This window comes from Bradyrhizobium sp. CIAT3101 (assembly GCF_029714945.1).
Lineage (GTDB): Bacteria > Pseudomonadota > Alphaproteobacteria > Rhizobiales > Xanthobacteraceae > Bradyrhizobium.
On record NZ_CP121634.1, the window covers coordinates 2,305,088 to 2,325,725 of the forward strand.

Genomic DNA, 20,638 nt, shown 5'->3' on the forward strand with positions numbered 1-20,638 from the left:
ATTGTCAGAGAAGATCGAGGACTATGCGCTGATCGGCGACTGCGAGACCGCAGCGCTGGTCGGACGCAACGGTTCGATCGACTGGCTGTGCTGGCCAGCCTTCGATTCCGACGCCTGCTTTGCCGCAATCCTCGGCACCCACAAGAACGGACGCTGGCTGATCGCACCGGGCGGGGACGTCACCACAATCTCGCGCCGCTATCTCGGCGATACCCTCATCCTCGAAACGCGCTTCGAGACCGGGAGCGGCACCGTCGCACTGATCGACTTCATGCCGCCGCGCGGCAAGGCCTCCGACATCGTGCGGCTGGTGCGGGGCCTCACGGGCACGGTGAAGATGCGGATGGAGCTCGTGATCCGCTTCGGCTTCGGCGTCGACATTCCCTGGGTGCGCCGCTGCGAGGATCGCTCGCTGCTGGCCGTCGCCGGCCAGGACATGACCGTGCTGCGCACGCCGGTCGAGACCCGCGGCGAGGATCTGACCACGGTTTCCGACTTCGAGGTCAAGGCCGGCGAGACCGTGCCGTTCGTGCTGACCTACGGTCCCTCGCACCTCGATCCGCCCGCGCCGATCGATCCCGAGATCGCGCTCCAGGAGACCGAAACGTTCTGGAAAGACTGGTCCAGCCGCTCCACGCATGACGGCGAGTATCGCGATCTCATCATGCGCTCGCTGATCACGCTGAAGGCGCTGACGTTCGGGCCGACCGGCGGCATCGTCGCCGCGCCGACCACGTCGCTGCCCGAAAAGCTCGGCGGTGCCAGGAATTGGGACTACCGCTTCTGCTGGCTGCGCGACGCCACCTTCACGCTGCTGGCGCTGATGAACTCGGGCTACACCGAGGAAGCTTCGGCCTGGCACAATTGGTTGCTGCGTGCGGCTGCGGGCTCGCCCGCCAACATGCAGATCATGTACGGCATCTGGGGCCAGCGGCGATTGCTGGAATGGGAGGCAGGCTGGCTCGCCGGCTATGAAGGCGCCCAGCCCGTGCGCGTCGGCAATGCCGCGCATGCCCAGCTCCAGCTCGACGTCTACGGTGAGTTGATCGACGCCTTCCATCAGTCGCGCATGGCGAAGCTCAAGCTCGACGATGAAGCGAACTGGGCGCTGGAATGCGCCGTGCTCCAGCATCTCGCCGAAGTCTGGGACCAGCCCGACCACGGCATCTGGGAGCGGCGCGGCCAGCCTCGTCACTACGTCTTCTCCAAGGTCATGACCTGGGTCGCCTTCGATCGCGGCATCAAGAGCGCCGAAACCTTTGGCTTCAAGGCGCCGTTGTTGCATTGGCGTGCGCTGCGCGAGGCGATCCACCGCGACGTCTGCAACAGGGGCTTTGACGCGGAAGCGAACGCCTTCGTCGAGTCCTATGGCTCGAAGCTGCTTGATGCCAGCGTGCTGCTGCTGCCAGCGGTCGGCTTCCTGCCCGCGGGCGACCCGCGCGTCCGCGGCACCATCGCGGCGGTCGAGAAGCACATGATGCGCGACGGCTTCGTGCTGCGGCACGATCCCCGCGAGGTCTCCGAGGAGAAGCAGCCGATCGAGGGCGCGTTCCTGGCCTGCACGCTGTGGCTCGCCGACGCCTGCGTGCTCGCGGGCGATCTCGACAAGGCGCAGATGCTGTTCGATCGCGTGGTGGGTATCGCAAACGATGTTGGCCTATTGGCCGAGGAATATGATTCCATCGCGCGCCGCCAGACCGGCAATTTCCCGCAAGCGCTGACCCACATCGCGCTCATTAACACCGCGCACAATCTCTCGGCGGCACGGCACGCGAGCGAGAAGCCCGCGATGCAGCGGTCGAAGTAGTGACCTAGGCGACCCCGTTCCGCTTCAAGATCATCTCCATCGCCTCTGCAAAACCGTCCTGCTCGTTGGTCGCGGTGACGTTGGTGGCCTGCTCCTTGACGCTGTCGGTGGCGTTGCCCATGGCGATCGAGGTGCCGCTGACGCGGAACATCGCGAGGTCGTTCTGCATGTCGCCGATGGTGGCGACGGCGTCGAGGGGAATGCCGAGGCGCTTGGCCATGGCCTGTACGAACGTCCCCTTGTCGAAGCCGGGCGGGGTGATGTCGAGATAATAGGTCTGCGAGCGCACGGCGGTGGCTTCGCTGCCGAGCGCCTGCTGCATCGCCTTCTCGCAGGCCTCGAGGCCGGCGGCATCGGCGCTGGCGCCGACGATCTTGCAGGCGCTGGCGAGGTATGGCGAAAAATCCGTCACGATGGTCGGCTCGGACCGGATCGTGTGCTGCTCATGCGCGACGTATTTGCCGCCTGGGTTGTCGATCAGCCATTTGTCGTAGGTGAACAGCCAGATGTCGGCGCCGAATTCGCGCAGGATCTGTAAGCTGCGTGCGGCCGCGTCTTTCGGGATCAGATGCTGCTCGACCGGATTCATCTCGGGATCGACGATCGAGGAGCCGTTGAACGGGCCGACCGGCAGCCACAATGCCAGCGGCTCGATCAGAAAGCGCATGCCGATCGCAGGGCGGCTCGAGGTGATGGTGAAGCCGATGCCGGCCTGGTGCAACTTCTGCACCGCGGACCGCGCGCGCTCCGTCAGCGTCTTGTCCTTGGTCAGCAGCGTGCCGTCGACGTCGGAAACGACCAGTGAGATTTTCGTCATGGCAGTACCTTGATGACAGTCGCTTGGGTTACACGGCCTTGCTCTTGCCGCCGTCGAATTTCAGCTGCCGTATGATGCCGTCCACGATCGCCTCGACCGATTCGTCGATCGACGCCGTGATAACGTGCTCGCTCGCCTCCGGCGGCTCCAGCGTGTTGAACTGGCTGGTGAGCAGTCCGGGCGGCATGAAATGGCCCTTGCGGTGCGCGAGCCGGTCGGCGATCAGCTCCTGCGTGCCCTTGAGGAACACGAAGCGCACGTCGTCGCGTCCGCGCAGCAGCACATCGCGATAGGTGTGCTTGAGCGCCGAACAGGCGATGATCACGTGCTCGCCCTTGTTGCAGACCCGCGCGATCTCGTCGGCGATGGCGTTGAGCCAGGGCCAGCGGTCCTCGTCGGTGAGCGGGTGACCGGCCCGCATCTTCTCGACATTGCTGGCGGGGTGAAAGCTGTCGCCGTCCTCGAACCGCCAGCCGAGCCGCTTGCCGAGCAATTCCGCCACCGTGCTCTTGCCCGAGCCCGACACGCCCATCACGATCAACGCACAAGGTGCTTTAACGCCCGCCACGAATTCCCTCCGGAAGCGCGGCCCGGTCGACCATCCAGACGGTCTCACCATTCGAGCGCGCGCGTACAGCCGGCAGAGTCTCGCCATTGAGGAGGCGCGTCAAGATCGGCTGCTTGTCATGCCCGGCTATCTCGAACAGCATCTCGCGGCAGGACGCAAGCGCCGGCAGCGTCAGCGAGACCCGCGGCACGAAGGGCGCGACATTGGCCTTGGGCACACCGACGACCCAGCGCCCGGTCTCCTCGATCTCGGGATAGCCGGGAAACAGCGATGCGGTATGTCCGTCGGGGCCGGCGCCCATCAGGACGAGATCGAACAGCGGTCGTGCCGGATCGAGGCTTCCGGAGCCGTAGAAGGCCTGGAGCTCGTGCGCATAGGCTTGCGCACTGTCATCGGGATTTTCGGCCGTGGTCGGGATCGGATGGATATGGCCTGACGGCGCATTGCGATCGAGGAAGGTCGCGCGCGCGACGGCCATGTTGTTGAGGGGATCGCTCTCGGGGACGAAACGCTCGTCGCCAATGAACCAGTGCACGCGATCCCAGGGGATCTTGCCGCGCCAGGCGTCGCTGCCGAGCAGCTGATACAGCTTCTTCGGGCTCGAGCCGCCGGTGAGGCAAATCGCGATCCGGCCGGAATTGGCCGCGATCCGCGCCATCACCCGTTCGGCTGCCCCCTGCGCCAGCGCCTCGGGATCGGCGACGACGATCAGCTTCGGCTCCCCGGCCGCCGCCATCACGAAAACTTCCGCCAGCTGCGGCCGTCGCGCTTGAGCAATTCGTCGGCGCAAGCCGGGCCGTCGCTGCCGGCCTCATAGGTTTCGATGCCGTTGGTACCTTCGGTCTTCCAGGCGTCGAGGAACGGTTGCACCGCCGCCCAGCCGGCCTCGATGCCGTCGGCGCGCTGGAACAGGATGTTGTCGCCGATCATGCAGTCGTAGATCAGCGTCTCGTAGCCGGTGGAGGGATCGGCGCGGAAATAGTCGCCGTATTTGAACTTCATCTCGACGCCGTCGATGGTGATGCTCGGCCCCGGGATTTTTGCGTTGAACTGAAGTTCGATGGTCTCCGTCGGCGCGATGCCGATGGTGAGGAAGTTCTGCGAGAGCCGGTCGACCGTCGTGCCCGAGAACATCGACAGCGGCGCCTGCTTGAACTTGATCGCCACTTCCGTGCGCTTGTGGCCCAGCGCTTTGCCGGTGCGCAAATAGAAGGGAACGCCGGCCCAGCGCCAATTGTCGATCATCAGCTTCAGCGCGACAAAGGTCTCGGTGGCGCTGCCGGGCTTGACGTCCTCGGTCTTGCGATAGTCAGGGATCTCATCGTCCCCGATCCGGCCCGCGAGATATTGCGCGCGCACCGAGTTCCTCAGCGCTTCCTCCTGGTCCGGCTGCTGGATCGAGGTCAGCACCTCGGCCTTCTCTGAGCGCACGGAATGCGCATCGAAGCGCGCCGGCGGCTCCATCGCGACGAGCGACATCAGCTGGAACAGATGGTTCGGCACCATGTCGCGCAACGCGCCGGTGGCGTCGTAGAAGCCGCCGCGATGGCCGACGCCGAGCTTCTCCTCGACGGTAATCTGGATGTGGTCGATATGGTTGCGATTCCAGATCGGCTCGAACATGCCGTTGGCGAACCGCAGCACCAGGATGTTCTGCACCGTCTCCTTGCCGAGATAATGATCGATCCGGTAGATCTGGTGCTCGTCCATGATCTTCAGGAGCTCGCCATTCAGCGCCTTGGCCGATGCGAGGTCGGTGCCGAACGGCTTCTCGATCACGAGGCGACGCCAGGCGCCGTTCTCCTTCATCATGCCGGTGCGGCCGAGCTCGCGCGCGGTCGGTGCGAACGCAGCCGGCGGGGTCGCCAGATAGAACAGGCGATTGCCGCCGGTGTCCTGCGCGCATTCCAGCGAATCCAGATGCTCGCGCAAACGATCGAACGAGGCCGGGTCCCTCGCATCGGCTTCGACGAAGGTCACGCATTCCAGCAGCTTCCGGGCGATGTCGTCGTCCACGGGCCGTGTCGCGAATTGCTTCAGCCCCTTCAGCAGACTGTCGCGCAGTTCGTCATCCGACTGGCCCTTGCGGGCCACGCCGACGACGCAGAACTTCTCCGGCAACAAATGCTCGGCGGCGAGATTGTAGAGCGATGGCATCACCAGGCGATGGGTGAGGTCGCCGGTGACACCGAAGATGACGAAGGCGCAATTTTCCGGCTTGCGCTTGGCTTGCGGGTCTTTTGTCACGAACTGTCGGCCTTCGCTTGCTTGTGGCTCTTACTTCGATTTCGAAGCGTCCGGCTGCTTCGGCTCCTTGTGGCCGCCGAAACCTGCGCGCATCGCGGAGAGAATTTTTTCGGCGAAGGTGTGTTCCTTGCGGGAACGGAAACGTGTGTAGAGCGCTGCAGTCAAGACTTCGGCCGGCACGGCCTCGTCGATCGCCGCATTCACGGTCCAGCGTCCCTCGCCGGAATCCTCGACGAAGCCGGAATATTCCGCGAGTTGCGGGCTGTCGGCGAGCGCGGTCGAGGTGAGATCGAGCAGCCAGGACGGGATCACGCTGCCGCGGCGCCAGACTTCGGCAATGTCGGCGAGGTCGAAATCGTAACGATGATCCGCGGGCAGGGCGTCGATATTGGCGTTCTTGAGAATGTCGAAGCCTTCGGCATAGGCCTGCATCAGGCCGTACTCGATGCCGTTGTGGATCATCTTGACGAAATGGCCCGCGCCGACCGGACCGGCATGGATGTAACCCTGCTCGATGCGGGGATCGCGTCCGTCACGTCCCTCGGTGCGCGGAATGTCGCCGGCGCCGGGCGCGAGTGCCGCGAAGATCGGGTCGAGCCGGTCGACCACCGGCTTCTCGCCGCCGATCATCATGCAATAGCCGCGGTCGAGGCCCCAGACGCCGCCGGAGGTGCCGACGTCGACATAGTGGATGCCGCGCGCCTTCAGCGCCTTGCCGCGGCGGACGTCGTCCTGCCAGAAGGTGTTGCCGCCGTCGATGATGACGTCGCCTTCCTGCATCACGCCCGCGATCGTCTCGATTGTTTGCTCGGTGATGCGGCCCGCAGGCAGCATCACCCAGGCCGTGCGCGGCCGCTCCAGTTTCGAGATGAACTCTTCCAGCGTCGCCGAGCCGACTGCGCCGTCGGCTGCGAGGCCGGCGACGGCCTTGGCGTCCTTGTCATAGACCACGGTCGAGTGGCCGTGGCGCATCAGCCGGCGAACGATGTTGCCGCCCATCCGGCCGAGGCCGATCATGCCGAGTTGCATCGAGATATTCCCCTTAATTCAGCGCGTCGTTAAGCGCCGCGTTGAGCGTCGCGAGACCTTTCTTGAGCGGACCCTTCAGGTGCACCCGAAGCGCGCGCCGGCCGCGCTCGGTGAGCACGTCGAAATCGCCGCGTGCCTGCGCCGCCTTGATCACGCCGAAGCTCGCTTTCTGGCCCGGCACGGCCAGGTCCTTGGCGTCATCGGCGGTGATCTGCAGGAACACGCCGCTATCGGGCCCGCCCTTGTAGGCCTGGCCCGTGGAGTGCAGGAAGCGCGGGCCGAATTCGGCGGCGGTCGCCAGATGCCGCTTCTCGAGCACGGCCGTCCGCATCTCCTGCAGCGCCTCGATGGTGGCCTTGTCGCGCGCGATGTAGCCGAGCAGGGCAAAATAATCACCGCGCCGCGAGCGCGTGATGTGCGCCTTGAGCCAGGAGGTAAGGTCGCCATTGGCTCCCATGGTGCGCAACGCGGCGGCGTTGGTGTCGTCGGTGTAGAGGTCGAACTCCGCGGTGCTCACCACGGGCTCTTCGGCCGGCAGCGCGCCGGTCTTCTCGTACGCCGACGTCAGCTCGCGGGTCTTGATCTTCGCCGCTTCGACGTCGGGCTGGTCGAACGGGTTGATCCCGAGGATCGAGCCTGCCACGGCGGTCGCCATCTCGAAGCGGAAGAACTCCTGACCCAGATGGTCGATCGACTTCATGACGATGCGGACGACGGGATGGCCCGCCGCTTCGATGCCGGCCAGCGCCGAATCGTGTGCGGCGTCCGTCTCGCCCTCGGTGCGGATGTCGATGAAGAAGCGGTCGTTGCCGTAAGCCGCGGATTCGACCAGCGGTTCGCCGGCAATCGGGATCAGGCCCTTGCCCTCCTTGCCGGTCGATTCCGCGATGAGCTGCTCGGCCCAGGCGCCGAAATCGGCGATCTTCTTCGACGCGAGGATCGTCACCTTGTCGCGGCCTTCGAGGCCGGCGAGGCCCATGGCGAGGCCGAGCTGCACGCCCGGGTTTTCGCTTGGCGGCACGTCCGGTCCGCAGGAGCGCGCCATCGCAAGCGCATGCTTGATGAAGGTTTTGACGTCGATGCCGGCGGTGGCCGCCGGCACCAGGCCGAACGGCGACAGCACCGAATAGCGACCGCCGATCGACGGCTCGCCATGGAAGATTCGGGCGTAGTTGAGCGTCTTCGCCGCCTTTTCCAGCGAGGAGCCGGGATCGGTCACCGCGATGAAGCGGAAGCCGGTCTTGGCCTTCGGGCCGAGCGCCTGCGCCACGCGCTCATGGAAATAGTCCTTCATCGCGTTCGGCTCGGTGGTGCCGCCGGATTTGCTGGAGACGATGAACACGGTGTTGGCGATGTCGATCTTGGCCTCCATCGCCCGCACCTGCGCCGGATCGGTGGAATCCAGCACGTGCAGCTTCGGGAAGCCCGCCTTCCTCGCAAAGGTCTCGGCCAGCACTTCCGGCCCCAAGCTCGATCCGCCCATGCCGAGCACGACGGCGTCGGAGAATTTCTGGCCCTTCACGCGGTTGGCATAGTCCTCGTAGTCGGCAACGTCGGCTTTCGCCGCGCTGTCGAGCCAGCCGAGCCATTTGTCCTCGTCCGTCCCGGTCCAGACCGATTTGTCGCGCTGCCACAGCCTGCGGATCTTGGCCGATGCGCGCCATTCCTCGGTGCTCTTGGCAACGGCCTTGCCGAGGCCGTCACCCAGCGAGAGCTGCTGGCGGTCGATCGCCGGCCCGAGCACGGTGGCGCGCTTGTGGGCGACGGCGCCGTAGAGCTTGTCGGCGGCGTCTGCAAACTGCTTGACGCCGTCCTTGACCAGCTCCTCGGTGATGGCGTCGAGCGAGACGCCGGAGCGCTCCAGCTCTTCCAGCACATGGCGGGCGTCGTCGACGTTCTCTTCTAGGCTGTCACGCGGCTTGCCGTGGTCGCGGAATGCATCGAGCGTCGCGGGCGGCACGGTGTTGATGGTGTCCGGGCCGATCAGCTCCTCGACATAGAGGACGTCGCTGTAGTCCTTGTTCTTGGTGCCGGTCGAGGCCCACAGCATGCGCTGCGGCTTGGCGCCCTTGGCGGCGAGCTTCTCCCAGCGGGGGCCCGAGAACAGCCGCTTGTAATCCTGGTAGGCGACCTTGGCGTTGGCGATCGCGACCTTGCCCTTCAGCGCGGCGAGGCGCTCCTTTTCGGACGGGTCGTTGGCCCGCGCGATCTTCTCGTCGAGCTGCTTGTCGACCACGCTGTCGATGCGGCTGACGAAGAAGCTCGCCACGCTCGCGACATGCGAGGGGTCGCCGCCGCCGGCGACGTATTTCTCGAGGCCGGCGAGGTAGGCCTCGGCGACCTGGAGATAGACCGCCTTCGAGAACAACAGGGTGATGTTGATGCTGATGCCGTCGCCGATCAGTGTTTCGATCGCCGGCAGGCCTTCCGGCGTCGCCGGCACCTTCACCATCAGGTTCTTGCGATTGACGTCCTTCCACAGCCGTCGCGCTTCGGCGACCGTGCCTGACGTGTCCATCGCCAGATAGGGCGAGACCTCGAGGCTGACATAGCCGTCATGGCCTTTGAGGCGGTCATAGACCGGGCGCAGCACGTCGGCGGCGTTCTGGATGTCCTCGACCGCGACCGCCTCGAACAAATCGGCCACGGTCCGGTCGCCGCGCTTCAGCGCCTTGCCGATCGGGGCGTCATATTCGTCCGAGCTGCCGATCGCCTTTTCGAAGATCGACGGATTGGAGGTCACGCCCTTGACGCCGTCGGTGTCGATCAGCCGCTTCAGGTCGCCCTTGGCGATGAAGCCACGGGCGAGGAAGTCCAGCCAGACGGCTTGTCCGTGCTTTTCCAGTTCTTTGACGGGATTCATGATGCTTTTTATCTCCAAGCCTGCGGGCGGAGGGGGTTTCCGCGCCGGTCCTGACGCGCTATCCTTTAGCCCACATGCTCCCGGGAGGGAACCAATCAAGGGTATTGGCGTCATTCTCTCAGTCTAACTCCGTCGCGATCATGGCGATCCAGGCGGGAGTCGTGCTTTTGCGTAATAAAAATTTGGCCGGGATGGTTCGGCCCAGACTTTTGTTGCGTCCAAGCCTTGTTGCGGTGAGCCTTGTTGCGTGAGGACATCTGTCGCGTCGCGGAGTGTCGTCGGCGGTTATCGATCCGTCCGATCGTCATGGGCCGGTCGCTATTGGCTTCATCGCGAATGGCCATGCTGGGGGAAAGCATGCACGCATGTCCTGACGGTGTTGCCGTCGCCAATCACCGGCCATCGATCGCGTCGGCCGTCTGCATCGGCGCATTCCATGATCTCGACATCGATCGATCCGTCACGCGGCTCCTGGTTGCGGCGGGCGTTGCGATAGCGCGGCCTCGTCCAAGCTTTGCGTTCGAGTCAGGCGCGGCAGCTCGTCTGCATCCGAGCCGCCACGCAGAACGACGTTATCCCTTCGGAGGGTTTGGCGACCGATTTTGATACAACGCTGCGCGCTTGCCGCGACATTCATGCTGCATGCAGTCCACGCATCGCATTGCAGCAGGGGAAGCATTGCAGCAGGGAAGATGAACGCGGCGCGCAAAGCATCGCCCTGCGAGCGTCATAAGTTCGCCGCTCGCAGATCGTCATGTTGCAGTGCCGGAGGGGACTCAGCCCCGGTATTGCCCGGATGTGGCGAGCGAGTGACATTTTTTGGAAAAGAGCGAAGATAGATAGAGATTCGCACAAATTACAGGCAAGTGCCTGTTCGTAATTCAGCGAGTGCCTACCTTGTACATTGCGTCGTGTCGGCACCCGGGTGTCCAATGAACGTCATGTGCTCACGCTGATTCGAAAAGCGGCCTGAGGAACGGTCCAGTAACTGCTTTCGTTTCAGCTTGTAGCGGAACTCACGCGGAGAGGGATCATGTACAACGATTCTCTATTCAACGCTTTCGCTCGGTCGTTCGAGGCGAGAAGCCAGCACGACATGTCGATGGCGGAATATCTGGAATCGTGTCGAAGCGATCCCATGAAATACGCGAACGCGGCCGAACGGTTACTAGCGGCGATCGGCGACCCTCAGACGATTGACACGGCCAAGGACCCACGCCTTGGCCGTATTTTTTTGAATCGCACCATCCGTACCTATCCGGCCTTCGCCGGCTTCTACGGCATGGAAGAAACCATCGAGCGCATCGTCGGTTTCTTCCGACATGCGGCGCAAGGTCTCGAAGAGCGCAAGCAGATCCTCTATCTGCTCGGACCGGTCGGTGGCGGCAAATCCTCGCTCGCCGAGCGGCTGAAGTCGCTGATGGAAGTGCATCCGATCTACGTGCTCAAGGCCGGCGATGAACTCTCGCCGGTGTTCGAGAGCCCGCTCAGCCTGTTCGATCCGGATAACCTCGGGCCGATGCTGGAAGAGAAGTACGGCATTCCGCGCCGGCGCCTTACCGGCCTGATGAGCCCGTGGTGCTACAAGCGGCTGGAAGCCTTCGGCGGCGACATCTCGCAATTCCGCGTCGCCAAGATCCAGCCCTCGCGGCTGCGCCAGATCGCAGTGTCCAAGACCGAGCCCGGTGACGAGAACAACCAGGACATCTCCTCGCTGGTCGGCAAGGTCGATATCCGCAAGCTCGAGACCTATGCGCAGAACGATCCCGACGCCTACAGCTATTCCGGCGGCCTCAATCGCGCCAATCAGGGCGTGCTCGAGTTCGTTGAAATGTTCAAGGCACCGATCAAGATGCTGCACCCGTTGCTGACCGCAACGCAGGAAGGCAACTATATCGGCACCGAGAATATCGGCGCGATCCCGTTCACCGGCGTGATCCTCGCGCACTCCAACGAAGCGGAGTGGGCGAGCTTCAAGTCGAACAAGAACAACGAAGCCTTCATCGACCGCATCTGCGTCATCAAGGTGCCGTACTGCCTGCGGGTCACCGAGGAGCAGAAGATCTACGAGAAGCTGATCCAGGGCTCCGAGCTCGCGGCCGCACCTTGCGCGCCATCGACCCTGGAAACGCTGGCGCGGTTCTCGGTGATGTCGCGTCTGCGCAAGCACGAGAACTCCACGCTGTTCGGCAAGATGCGGGTCTATGACGGCGAGAGCCTGAAGGAATCCGATCCGAAGGCGCGCAGCGTCCAGGAATATCGCGATGCCGCCGGCGTCGACGAAGGCATGGACGGCGTCTCCACCCGCTTCGCCTTCAAGATCCTGGCTGCGACCTTCAACCACGACCCGCAGGAAGTCGCCGCCGACGCCGTGCACCTGATGTACGCGCTGGAGCAGTCGATCCGCCGGGAGCAGTTGCCCGAGGAAGTCGAGAAGCGCTATCTCGAATTCATCAAGGCGGATCTTGCGCCGCGCTACGCCGAGTTCATCGGCAACGAGATCCAGAAGGCGTATCTCGAATCCTACTCGGACTACGGCCAGAACCTGTTCGACCGCTATGTCGACTATGCGGATGCATGGATCGAGGACCAGGACTTCAAGGATCCCGACACCGGCCAGCTGCTTGATCGCGAATTGTTGAACCAGGAACTGACGAAAATCGAGAAGCCGGCGGGCATCGCCAACCCCAAGGATTTCCGCAACGAGGTCGTCAAATTCTCGTTACGGTCCCGGGCGCAGAACGGCGGCAAGAACCCGACCTGGACCTCCTACGAGAAGATTCGCGATGTGATCGAAAAGCGGATATTCTCTCAGGTCGAGGACCTGCTTCCGGTCATCTCGTTCGGTTCGAAGAAGGACGGCGAGACGGAGAAGAAGCACGGCGAGTTTGTCGCACGCATGGTGGAGCGCGGCTACACCGAGCGTCAGGTTCGCCGACTGGTCGAGTGGTACATGCGTGTGAAGCAAGCCGGTTGAGGCGGATGAGAAAGTGGCCATTCACATTATTGACAGGCGCCTGAATCCAGGCGGCAAGAGTCTTGAGAACCGCCAGCGGTTCTTGCGTCGGGCCAAATCCCTGGTGCAGGGCGCCGTCAAGAAGACCTCGCAGGAACGCGACATCAAGGACGTCCTGGAGGGTGGTGAGGTCACGATCCCGCTGGACGGCATGCACGAGCCGCGGTTCCGCCGTGAAGGCGGGACTCGCGACATGGTGCTGCCCGGCAACAAGAAGTTCATCGAGGGCGATTATCTGCAGCGCTCCGGCCAGGGCAGCGCCAAGGATTCCGGCCCCGGCGAAGGCGACAGCGAAGACGCCTTCCGCTTCGTGCTGAGCCGCGACGAGTTCGTCGATCTCTTCCTCGACGATCTCGAACTGCCGGATCTTGCCAAGCGCAAGATCGCGCAGACCGAGAGCGAAGGCATCCAGCGCGCCGGCTACACCACGTCAGGCTCGCCCGCCAACATCTCGGTCAGCCGCACCGTCAAGCTCGCGCTCGCCCGCCGCATCGCGCTCAGGCGTCCCAGCAAGGAAGAGATCGAAGCGCTGGAAACCGAGATCGCCGCATCGACCGACGAGGACGAGCGCGCGGAGCTCGTCGCCCGGCTCGAAAAACTCAAGGCGAAGACCAAGCGCATTCCCTTCATCGATCCGCTCGACATCCGCTACCGCCGCTACGAGAAGGTGCCCCGGCCGGTGGCGCAGGCCGTGATGTTCTGCCTGATGGACGTCTCCGGCTCGATGTCCGAGCACATGAAGGATCTGGCAAAGCGCTTCTACATGCTGCTCTACGTGTTCCTGAAGCGGCGCTACAAGCATGTCGAGATCGTCTTCATCCGCCACACCGACCGCGCCGAGGAGGTCGACGAGCAGACCTTCTTCTACGGCCCGGCCTCCGGCGGCACACTGGTGTCCAGCGCGCTGCAGGCGATGCACGAGATCGTGCGCGAACGGTTCAGCCCGGCGGACTGGAACATCTATGCCGCCCAGGCTTCCGACGGCGACAATTCCTATTCCGACGGCGAGCTCACCGGCCTGCTGCTGACCGAGAAGATTCTCCCGGTCTGCCAGTTCTTCGCCTATCTCGAGGTCGGGGAAGCCGGCGGCAGCGCCTTCGATCTCTCCGATTCCTCGCTCTGGACCCTCTACGAGCGCCTGCGCAACTCCGGCGCACCGCTCTCGATGCGCAAGGTCAGCGAGCGCAGCGAGATCTTTCCGGTGTTCCACGATCTGTTCCAGCGCCGCGACACTGCTCAGGAGAAAGCCGCTCAATGACGGAACGCTTGTTCGAAGGCGCCGATTGGGATTTCCACACCTTGCAGCGCATCACCGATGCCTGCGAGGAGGTGGCGTTGAAGGATCTCGGGCTCGACGTCTACCCGAACCAGATCGAGGTCATCACGGCCGAGCAGATGCTGGATGCCTATTCGTCCGTCGGCATGCCGCTGTTCTACAAGCACTGGTCGTTCGGCAAGCACTTCGCATACCACGAGGCGTCCTACCGCAAGGGCCTGATGGGCCTCGCCTATGAGATCGTGATCAACTCCTCGCCCTGTATCTCCTACCTCATGGAGGAGAACACGGCGACGATGCAGACGCTGGTGATCGCGCACGCGGCCTTCGGCCATAACCACTTCTTCAAGAACAATTACCTGTTCAAGCAGTGGACCGATGCGGAGGGCATTCTCGACTACCTGGATTTCGCCAAGAACTACGTCATGCAGTGCGAGGAGCGCTACGGCCGCACCGAGGTCGAGCGCACGCTGGATGCCGCGCATGCGCTGATGTCGCATGGCATCGATCGCTATCCCGGCAAGAAGCAGCTGGATCTGCGCGAAGAGGAGAAGCGGGCAGGGCGCCGCCGCCAGCACGAGGAGGAAGTCTTCAACGACCTCTGGCGCACCGTCCCCAAGGGCGCCTCGAAGGCTCGGACCGCGATCTCGCTCGAACGGCGCCGCAAGCTGCTCGGCCTGCCGCAGGAAAACCTGCTCTACTTCCTGGAGAAGAGCGCGCCGCGCCTGGCGCCCTGGCAGCGCGAGCTCTTGCGCATCGTCCGCCACATCGCCCAATATTTCTATCCGCAGAGCCAGACCAAGGTGATGAACGAGGGGACGGCGACCTACGTCCACTATCGCATCATGACCCAGCTGCATCAGCAGGGCCGCATCACCGACGGCAATTTCCTCGAATTTTTGGGATCGCACACCAATGTGGTGTTCCAGCCCGAATTCGACGATCAGCGTTTCTCCGGCTTCAATCCCTATGCGCTCGGCTTTGCCATGATGCAGGACATCGAGCGCATCGTCACCAGTCCGTCGGACGAGGACCGCGAATGGTTTCCTGACATCGCCGGCAAGAACGACGTGATGGGCGTGCTGCGCGACGTCTGGGCCAATTACCGCGACGAAAGCTTCATCGGGCAGTTCCTGAGCCCGAAGCTGATGCGGCAATTCCGCATGTTCCACCTGCACGACGATCCCGAGGAGCGCGCCGGCATCCGCGTCGACGCCATCCACGACGAGCGCGGTTTCCGCCGCGTCCGCCGCGAGCTGGCCCGCCAGCACGACGTCGGCTACATCGACGCCAACATCGAGGTGGTGGATGTCGACCTCTCCGGTGACCGCCGGCTGATCCTGCATCATCGCGTCATCAAGGGCTCGCAGCTCAACGAGACCGATGCCAAGCGGGTGCTGCAGCACCTGGCCGATCTCTGGACCTACGACGTCGCGCTGATCGAGGTCGATGCCAGCGACAAGGTGCTGCGCGAATATGTCGTGAGCCCGCGCCCGATCGCGGCGGCGGTGGCGTAACGCCGCCGCAACTCCTGGCCGATAGCTCGCCCGCGGTCCATCCTTCGAGACGCCCGCCTTTGGCGGGCCCTCAGGATGAGGACGGAGTGGGTGGCAACTGTTTCGACAGCGGAGATGCTGATGAGCCTCATCCTGAGGAGACCGCGGAGCGGTCGTCTCGAAGGACGAGGCGCTTGCTCCGGCTACGCCGATCGCTTCTTCGCAGGCTTCTTCTTCGACGCGTTCAGCTCCACGGCCGCGCGGATCAGCGCCATCAACGCCTTCTCGTTGATCTCAGCGCCCTCGCCAATATCGATGGCGCGCCGCACATTGCCGTCGAGGCTGGAGTTGAACAGGCCGGCCGGATCATCCAGCGCCGCGCCTCTGGCAAAGGTCAGCTTCACGACGGCCTTGTAGGTCTCGCCGGTGCAGATGATGCCGTCGTGCTCCCACACGGGAACGCCGCGCCATTTCCATTCCTCGACCACGTCAGGATCGGCTTCCCTGATCAGGCTGCGGATCCGCGCCAGCATTTCGCCGCGCCAGTCGCCGAGCTCCTTGATCCGGCCGTCGATCATCCCCGAGGGGTGACGGTCCGCTCGTGTCCTTCGCACTGGTCTTCTTTGCGGCCACCGCCTTTTTCATGACCGCGCCTCGCTGCGACGGCCAAGATAGGGCAGCGCGAACAGGTAAAGCCCGGTCGCCAGCAACGGAATCAGCGGCACGAAGGCCAGCAAGCCGATCCACGTCGCTTGAACCTGCATGGTCAGCGCGACGATGTTGGCGATCACGGCAAGCGTGAAGGCAAGCGACAGCCAGCGATGGATCTGTCGAATCCACATGTTCGAACGCATTGAGGTCTCCTGTGAGAATGTTGGAAATGGACGCAGGGCTATTCGGCCCGCGCCAGCAATTCGTCCAGCTTGGTGAAAAACTGCTTCCAGCCGGCATGCGCGCCGCCATAGGCCTGCTTCTGGCTGGGGCGGAAGCCCGCCTGCTCGACGCGCAGATGCGTGCCCGCGCCTTGCGGGGTGAGCGTGAAGGTCACCACGCTTTTGAGGTCGTAAGCCGCGTCCTCATGGGTGAAATTCCAGGTGTAGGCGAGAGAACGCTGCGGCTCGATGGCGAGCACCTCGCAATCCAGCACGCCGCCCCACTCGCCGCGCAGATTGAAGCGATGACCGACCGTCGGCTTGAAGTCGTTCTTCATCAGCCATTCCTCGATCAGATGCGGCTGCGTCAGCGCGCGCCACAGCCGCTCCGGCGGATAAGCGAATTCCCGCTCGATCACCACGGAACGTGTTTCGGTCGCAGCCTCGGTCATTGGTCCATCCTCTTCAGCAAATCGTCGAGCGCATCGAGCCGGTTCTGCCAGAAGCCCGCCATCTGGCTGGTCCAGTCGATCAGCGGATTGAGCGCGCCGGGCTGCGCGCTGTAATGGGTCTGGCGTCCTTCATGGCGATCGCGCACCAGGCCCGCCTGCTTCAGCGCGCCGAGATGTTTTGAGACCGCCGGCTGGGAAACGCCCGATCGCGCCGTCAGTGCCCCGACCGTCTGCTCGCCCTCGCGGCAGAGCCGCTCGAAGATCGCTCGCCGCGTCGGGTCGGCGAGCGTCCGGAACAGGAGATCGTGGGCGGCGGACATGCGGGAATCCATAACTCGTAGGTTATGGATTAATTCATAACCGTAGAGTTATGGATAAGTCAAGCGGGATTGACGGAGGGCGCGGGCTCGCGCCTCACGGCCTCAGATACAGATACCCCTGCGACTGCAGCTCGGCCAACCGAACCACGCCGCCCTTTTCCGCACTCACGAAGCCCGGCAGCAGATCCGTCAGCGTGATGTTCTGCGCCTTCATGGTGTTTCCGCAGGCGGCGAGCTCGACGCCGTCCTTCGCAAAATTGCCGACCCGCCTGCTGACGTCAGGATTGGCCTGCGCCCAGTGGAAAGCCTTCAGTGCCGGCCCGTGGATGACAAGGGCAATCGTGACATGGTCGGGGCCGCCGACGCCGTCGATATGGTTCTGGATGTTGCCGAGCACGAAATTGACCTTGTCGGCGTCGGCGAGGTGATAGACGACCTTCAGCTTGTCCGACTTGGCGGGTTCAGTCGCAGCTTTTTCAGCAGCCTTATCATCAGCCTTGGCGCGCGACGCGGCAAACGCTGCGCCCAGCGCCGAGACGGTGCTCCACAAGATGTTCCGGCGGTTCATGACGATCTCCCACTACTTTGCCGGAGGCATATCATTTGTGGCGAAGCGCGGCGAGTTCCTTGCGGTCGTATGCAAGCGCAGCACACTCGCTGTTGTCGGTCCGCTCGAGGCGGAAAATCCCGTCATCGCTGCCGGCGACCAGGGTGCGATTGTCGTCGTCTTCAGTCGCCTTTTTGTGCTGCCAGATCCTGATGCTTTCGAGCCGCACGATGGCTGATTTGTCGTCCTTCGACAGCGCGATGCCGAGGCCGCCGCCCTCGCAATCGACGCCGCAGCCGAGGCGCACCTCGCTGCCGTCCTTGGTGAGCACGGTGTGGTGACAGGAGCCGCTGGAGTCGAAATCGCCGCTGCGGTGGCGGTACCGGAAGCCAATCCGGAACGAGTTGTGGAGCTGATTGTCCGCCTCAAAGGTCTCCGCCGACACCAGCAGCTTCATCGACGCAACCTTCTGCTTCGGATGCTGCGCCAGATGCTCGGCATCGTAGCGGCGGACAAAGCAGGCATAGGCCGTTTTGCCGGGTGTGCCTGCATACATGCGCGCATTGAAGGTTTCGGTCTCAGCCGGGGTGGCCTCGCGAAAGTCGTCGGCCCCCTCGGCCCGGGCGACGCCGATGAAGGCGACAAAGGCCAGCGGAAGGATGAGGGCAAGCTTCATGATGACACCGGGGCTTCAGCCATGGACGGCCCGCATCGCGCGGCGAGGGCCAACTGGCCGTTAGTCGCGAGCCGAACAGGGTGCGTTCAACTGCGCCTGCTGCGGGCAGCCTCGCGCAAGGTTCCAGGCTTAACCCTTGCAAGGGAGGGGTGCGGATAGACCCCGGGTTGTTGCAAATGGCTGGAGGCGATCGAAATGTCCGAAAGTCAGAACTTGCCCAATCTTGCGATCGGCTATTCGCGGGCCCGGCTGCTGATGGTTTTCGGCGGCAGCCTGCTGCTGACGCTGCTCTGTGCCGGGCTCGCATTCAACTGGCAGCAAGGCCAGAACAGCACCACGCCCCAGGTCGCCATCTGCTATATCGGCGCGGTGTTTTTCGGCCTTGCCACCTGCAGGATGCTCTGGAGGCTGATCACAGCGAGGCAACCGGTGGTCTTCCTCAGCCGTGTCGGCATTCGCGACACCAGGCTCGCCGGCGAGACCATCGCCTGGAGCGCGGTGCGGAAGGTGTTCCTCTGGGAGCAGCGCGCGCAGAAATTCGTGGTGCTCAAGGTCGATCCCCTCATCGCCCAGCGGTTCTCCGGAGGATTTGCGACGCAGGCGCTGTCGCTGCTGAACAAGGCGCTTGGCACTGACAGCGTGATCGTCAATGCGGGTGGCCTGACCATGGACACCGAAACATTGCTCGAGACCTGCAAGCAATATTGGGGCGCCGGACGACCGGTCCCTGCGGACCAGCCCGTGCCGGAAGCTGTGCCCGCGCCGGAGCCGGTCGGCTAGAGATCAGGCCTGATTGCTGCCGGGGGCGCGATGCGTTCTCGCTCTCCCGTTAGCGGAAGAGGTCAAGCTCGGGCACAGCCTGACGTTGATGTTGTCCGCCGCCGGCCTCCACATGGTTGAGATGGATGCTCCGCGCGACGCCTTAGTCGCGGGGGGGGCCAGGAAGGTTCAGACAACCAACAAGTCCCTGCTCTCTGGAACTCGCTGCCGGCGATTCCTTCGACGTTGTTCCGGTTCGCTAATGTGATAGCGTTCACACGCAATTATTTTTAGAAGTCGTAGGCTGGGGCCGCCTCTTGTAGGTTTGTGGAGTCCCCCGCAATGGGCGAAATTCGCAATTTCAGATCCGGGAATCAGAACGAGCCTCCTCCGCACGGCGGAATGCCTCGTCGTCTCGCAGCGATCATTGTCGGCGACATCGCATCCTACAGTCGCCTGATGCAGGCCGACGAGGAAGGAACGCATGTCCGCGTCAAGCGGATCGAGCGGGACCTCATCGAACCCAGCATCGTCGAGCATCATGGAAGTCTGGTGAAGACCACGGGCGATGGTTTCATCGCCATTTTCGACAGCCCCGTCGAGGCCGTTCGATGCAGCATCGTGATCCAGCAGAATCTCGTCGGCCGCAACGCCTCGATTCCGAAGGAATCCCGGATCGAATACCGAATTGGCGTCAATCTCGGTGATGTCATCGTTGAGCCGGACGACGTCTACGGCGATGGCGTTAACATCGCCACACGCATCGAGGGCATTGCCGAGCCCGGCCAGGTCTACATCTCCGGCGCGATCTACGAGCAGATCAAGCACAAGGTCGTGTGCGGCTATGAGTCGCTCGGGGATCGCAAGGTCAAGAACATCACCGATCCCGTGCGCGTCTATCGCGTTCTGCCGGACGCGGATTCGGTCGGCACCGCGCGCGGCCGGCGCGAGAACACCCTGATCTTTCTCCTGGGCATCACGCTGCTGGTCATTGCCGCTGGCGTGCTCTGGTATCTGCTGGCGCAGCCGCAACACAGGGTCGGCGAGCAGGCCGCCGTGCCGACCGTGTCTCCAACCGCCTCTCCGGCCGCATCGCCGATCCCGCAGGCGTCACCGCGCGAGGCGGTGACGCCGACGCCGCAACCGTCTCCCTCACTGGCCTCGGCGCCTCCGTCGCCCACTCCGGCGCCCGTTCAACCGACGGCGGCACCGGTTCGTGAGCCCGAGATGATCGCCATTCGCGGCGGCAGCTTTGCGATGGGAAGCAACGATGATCCGACCGAACGCCCTGTCCACCAGGTCACGGTCAAGCCGTTCTCGATCGGAAAATATCCGGTGACGGTGCAGGAATGGAACGAATGCGCCGCCGCCAAGGCGTGCGGATTCACGGCGATCGGCAAGGACGATGCGCCCGTCACCAATGTGAGCTGGACCGACGCGCAGCAATATGCCGCCTTCCTCGTGCAGACGACGAAGAAGCCTTACCGGCTCGCAAGCGAGGCCGAATGGGAGTATGCGGCGCGCGGCGGGACGTCGACAAAGTATTGGTGGGGCGACAAGCCCCAGCAGGGCATGGCCGGGTGCAAGGACTGCGGTGATGCCGCGGCCGAGCAGCCGGCGAAGGTCGGCAGCTTCAAGCCCAATCCTTTCGGTCTCTACGACATGGGCGGCGGCGTCGACCAGTGGGTCGAGGACTGCTGGCACAGGACCTATCAGGGCGCGCCCAATGACGGTTCGGCATGGAGCAGTGGCGATTGCAGCTCGCACGTACTGCGCTCCGGTTCCTGGAAGAACGATTCGAGATACGTGCGGCCGTCCAACCGCGACGGTTACGATACCAATGTTCGTTACCCGACACATGGATTCCGCGTGGCGCTCAGTCCTTGAACTGCC

Annotated in this window: 17 protein-coding genes and 1 pseudogene; 6 read left to right on the forward strand and 12 right to left on the reverse strand. The window is 63.7% G+C overall.

Annotated elements, in window-relative coordinates:
- Position 1: 1 nt before the first annotated feature.
- Positions 2 to 1,807, forward strand: coding sequence for a glycoside hydrolase family 15 protein (locus QA645_RS10760; RefSeq protein ID WP_283050085.1), 1,806 nt, complete (start codon positions 2 to 4; stop codon positions 1,805 to 1,807).
- Positions 1,808 to 1,811: 4 nt separating this feature from the next.
- On the opposite strand, the gene QA645_RS10765 is transcribed toward QA645_RS10760, so the two are convergent.
- Genes QA645_RS10765 through QA645_RS10790 form a run of 6 tightly spaced genes read right to left on the reverse strand, consistent with a single transcriptional unit; the run spans position 1,812 to position 9,331 of the window.
- Complete coding sequence (locus QA645_RS10765) at positions 1,812 to 2,624, reverse strand: HAD family hydrolase (RefSeq protein ID WP_283050086.1); 813 nt, start codon at positions 2,622 to 2,624, stop codon at positions 1,812 to 1,814.
- 28 nt (positions 2,625 to 2,652) lie between these two features.
- Positions 2,653 to 3,192: a gluconokinase gene (locus QA645_RS10770; RefSeq protein WP_254133553.1), complete on the reverse strand. Its 540-nt coding sequence runs from the start codon at positions 3,190 to 3,192 to the stop codon at positions 2,653 to 2,655.
- Entirely contained in the window at positions 3,179 to 3,928 is a 750-nt protein-coding gene (pgl, locus tag QA645_RS10775) for a 6-phosphogluconolactonase (protein ID WP_283050087.1), read from the reverse strand. The genes QA645_RS10770 and pgl overlap by 14 nt, the downstream gene beginning before the upstream one ends.
- Positions 3,928 to 5,439, reverse strand: coding sequence for a glucose-6-phosphate dehydrogenase (gene zwf, locus QA645_RS10780; protein WP_283050089.1), 1,512 nt, complete (start codon positions 5,437 to 5,439; stop codon positions 3,928 to 3,930). The genes pgl and zwf overlap by 1 nt, the downstream gene beginning before the upstream one ends.
- Positions 5,440 to 5,469: 30 nt before the next feature.
- Positions 5,470 to 6,468, reverse strand: coding sequence for a phosphogluconate dehydrogenase (NAD(+)-dependent, decarboxylating) (gnd, locus tag QA645_RS10785; protein WP_283050090.1), 999 nt, complete (start codon positions 6,466 to 6,468; stop codon positions 5,470 to 5,472).
- A 13-nt stretch (positions 6,469 to 6,481) separates the two neighbouring features.
- Positions 6,482 to 9,331: a bifunctional transaldolase/phosoglucose isomerase gene (locus tag QA645_RS10790; protein ID WP_283050091.1), complete on the reverse strand. Its 2,850-nt coding sequence runs from the start codon at positions 9,329 to 9,331 to the stop codon at positions 6,482 to 6,484.
- Positions 9,332 to 10,364: 1,033 nt separating this feature from the next.
- Here QA645_RS10790 and QA645_RS10795 point away from each other — a divergent pair.
- From QA645_RS10795 to QA645_RS10805, 3 genes are read left to right on the forward strand one after another with little or no spacing between them, the layout of a single operon-like run.
- Positions 10,365 to 12,308: a PrkA family serine protein kinase gene (locus tag QA645_RS10795; RefSeq protein WP_254133547.1), complete on the forward strand. Its 1,944-nt coding sequence runs from the start codon at positions 10,365 to 10,367 to the stop codon at positions 12,306 to 12,308.
- 19 nt (positions 12,309 to 12,327) lie between these two features.
- A complete protein-coding gene (locus QA645_RS10800) occupies positions 12,328 to 13,605 on the forward strand; it encodes a YeaH/YhbH family protein (protein WP_283053157.1) in 1,278 nt (425 codons plus the stop codon).
- Positions 13,602 to 15,140 carry a SpoVR family protein gene (locus QA645_RS10805; RefSeq protein ID WP_254133546.1) on the forward strand — a complete coding sequence of 513 codons (1,539 nt, stop codon included), beginning with the start codon at positions 13,602 to 13,604 and terminating at the stop codon, positions 15,138 to 15,140. The genes QA645_RS10800 and QA645_RS10805 overlap by 4 nt, the downstream gene beginning before the upstream one ends.
- A 182-nt stretch (positions 15,141 to 15,322) precedes the next feature.
- Here the strand turns inward: QA645_RS10805 and QA645_RS10810 are convergent.
- From QA645_RS10810 to QA645_RS10835, 6 genes and pseudogenes are all read right to left on the reverse strand, one after another.
- Positions 15,323 to 15,764: pseudogene (locus QA645_RS10810) on the reverse strand (DUF1801 domain-containing protein).
- Entirely contained in the window at positions 15,761 to 15,973 is a 213-nt protein-coding gene (locus QA645_RS10815; protein ID WP_254133544.1) for a hypothetical protein, read from the reverse strand. Before QA645_RS10815 ends, QA645_RS10810 begins: the two are co-directional and overlap by 4 nt.
- A gap of 38 nt (positions 15,974 to 16,011) precedes the next feature.
- Positions 16,012 to 16,443, reverse strand: coding sequence for an SRPBCC domain-containing protein (locus QA645_RS10820; protein WP_254133543.1), 432 nt, complete (start codon positions 16,441 to 16,443; stop codon positions 16,012 to 16,014).
- Positions 16,440 to 16,763 (reverse strand): metalloregulator ArsR/SmtB family transcription factor, encoded by a 324-nt coding sequence (locus QA645_RS10825; RefSeq protein WP_074120355.1) that lies wholly within the window; start codon positions 16,761 to 16,763, stop codon positions 16,440 to 16,442. The genes QA645_RS10820 and QA645_RS10825 overlap by 4 nt, the downstream gene beginning before the upstream one ends.
- Before the next feature lie 94 nt (positions 16,764 to 16,857).
- Positions 16,858 to 17,331: a DsrE family protein gene (locus QA645_RS10830; protein ID WP_283050092.1), complete on the reverse strand. Its 474-nt coding sequence runs from the start codon at positions 17,329 to 17,331 to the stop codon at positions 16,858 to 16,860.
- A gap of 31 nt (positions 17,332 to 17,362) precedes the next feature.
- Complete coding sequence (locus tag QA645_RS10835; RefSeq protein ID WP_283050094.1) at positions 17,363 to 17,986, reverse strand: hypothetical protein; 624 nt, start codon at positions 17,984 to 17,986, stop codon at positions 17,363 to 17,365.
- 195 nt (positions 17,987 to 18,181) lie between these two features.
- Here QA645_RS10835 and QA645_RS10840 point away from each other — a divergent pair, with 195 nt between their 5' ends.
- Together QA645_RS10840 and QA645_RS10845 are read left to right on the forward strand one after the other, a co-directional pair.
- Positions 18,182 to 18,766, forward strand: a complete 585-nt coding sequence (locus QA645_RS10840; protein WP_254133540.1) for an STM3941 family protein — start codon at positions 18,182 to 18,184, stop codon at positions 18,764 to 18,766.
- 321 nt (positions 18,767 to 19,087) lie between these two features.
- Entirely contained in the window at positions 19,088 to 20,632 is a 1,545-nt protein-coding gene (locus QA645_RS10845) for an SUMF1/EgtB/PvdO family nonheme iron enzyme (RefSeq protein ID WP_283050096.1), read from the forward strand.
- Positions 20,633 to 20,638 lie beyond the last annotated feature (6 nt).

Excerpts from the sequence above, each read along its gene's own strand:
- QA645_RS10765 (WP_283050086.1), bottom strand. The coding sequence starts at position 2,624 with ATGACGAAAATCTCACTGGTCGTTTCCGACGTCGACGGCACGCTGCTG.
- pgl (WP_283050087.1), bottom strand. The coding sequence starts at position 3,928 with ATGGCGGCGGCCGGGGAGCCGAAGCTGATCGTCGTCGCCGATCCCGAG.
- gnd (WP_283050090.1), bottom strand. The coding sequence starts at position 6,468 with ATGCAACTCGGCATGATCGGCCTCGGCCGGATGGGCGGCAACATCGTT.
- QA645_RS10790 (WP_283050091.1), bottom strand. The coding sequence starts at position 9,331 with ATGAATCCCGTCAAAGAACTGGAAAAGCACGGACAAGCCGTCTGGCTG.
- QA645_RS10795 (WP_254133547.1), top strand. The coding sequence starts at position 10,365 with ATGTACAACGATTCTCTATTCAACGCTTTCGCTCGGTCGTTCGAGGCG.
- QA645_RS10805 (WP_254133546.1), top strand. The coding sequence starts at position 13,602 with ATGACGGAACGCTTGTTCGAAGGCGCCGATTGGGATTTCCACACCTTG.
- QA645_RS10815 (WP_254133544.1), bottom strand. The coding sequence starts at position 15,973 with ATGCGTTCGAACATGTGGATTCGACAGATCCATCGCTGGCTGTCGCTT.
- QA645_RS10820 (WP_254133543.1), bottom strand. The coding sequence starts at position 16,443 with ATGACCGAGGCTGCGACCGAAACACGTTCCGTGGTGATCGAGCGGGAA.
- QA645_RS10825 (WP_074120355.1), bottom strand. The coding sequence starts at position 16,763 with ATGTCCGCCGCCCACGATCTCCTGTTCCGGACGCTCGCCGACCCGACG.
- QA645_RS10830 (WP_283050092.1), bottom strand. The coding sequence starts at position 17,331 with ATGAACCGCCGGAACATCTTGTGGAGCACCGTCTCGGCGCTGGGCGCA.
- QA645_RS10835 (WP_283050094.1), bottom strand. The coding sequence starts at position 17,986 with ATGAAGCTTGCCCTCATCCTTCCGCTGGCCTTTGTCGCCTTCATCGGC.
- QA645_RS10840 (WP_254133540.1), top strand. The coding sequence starts at position 18,182 with ATGTCCGAAAGTCAGAACTTGCCCAATCTTGCGATCGGCTATTCGCGG.
- QA645_RS10845 (WP_283050096.1), top strand. The coding sequence starts at position 19,088 with ATGGGCGAAATTCGCAATTTCAGATCCGGGAATCAGAACGAGCCTCCT.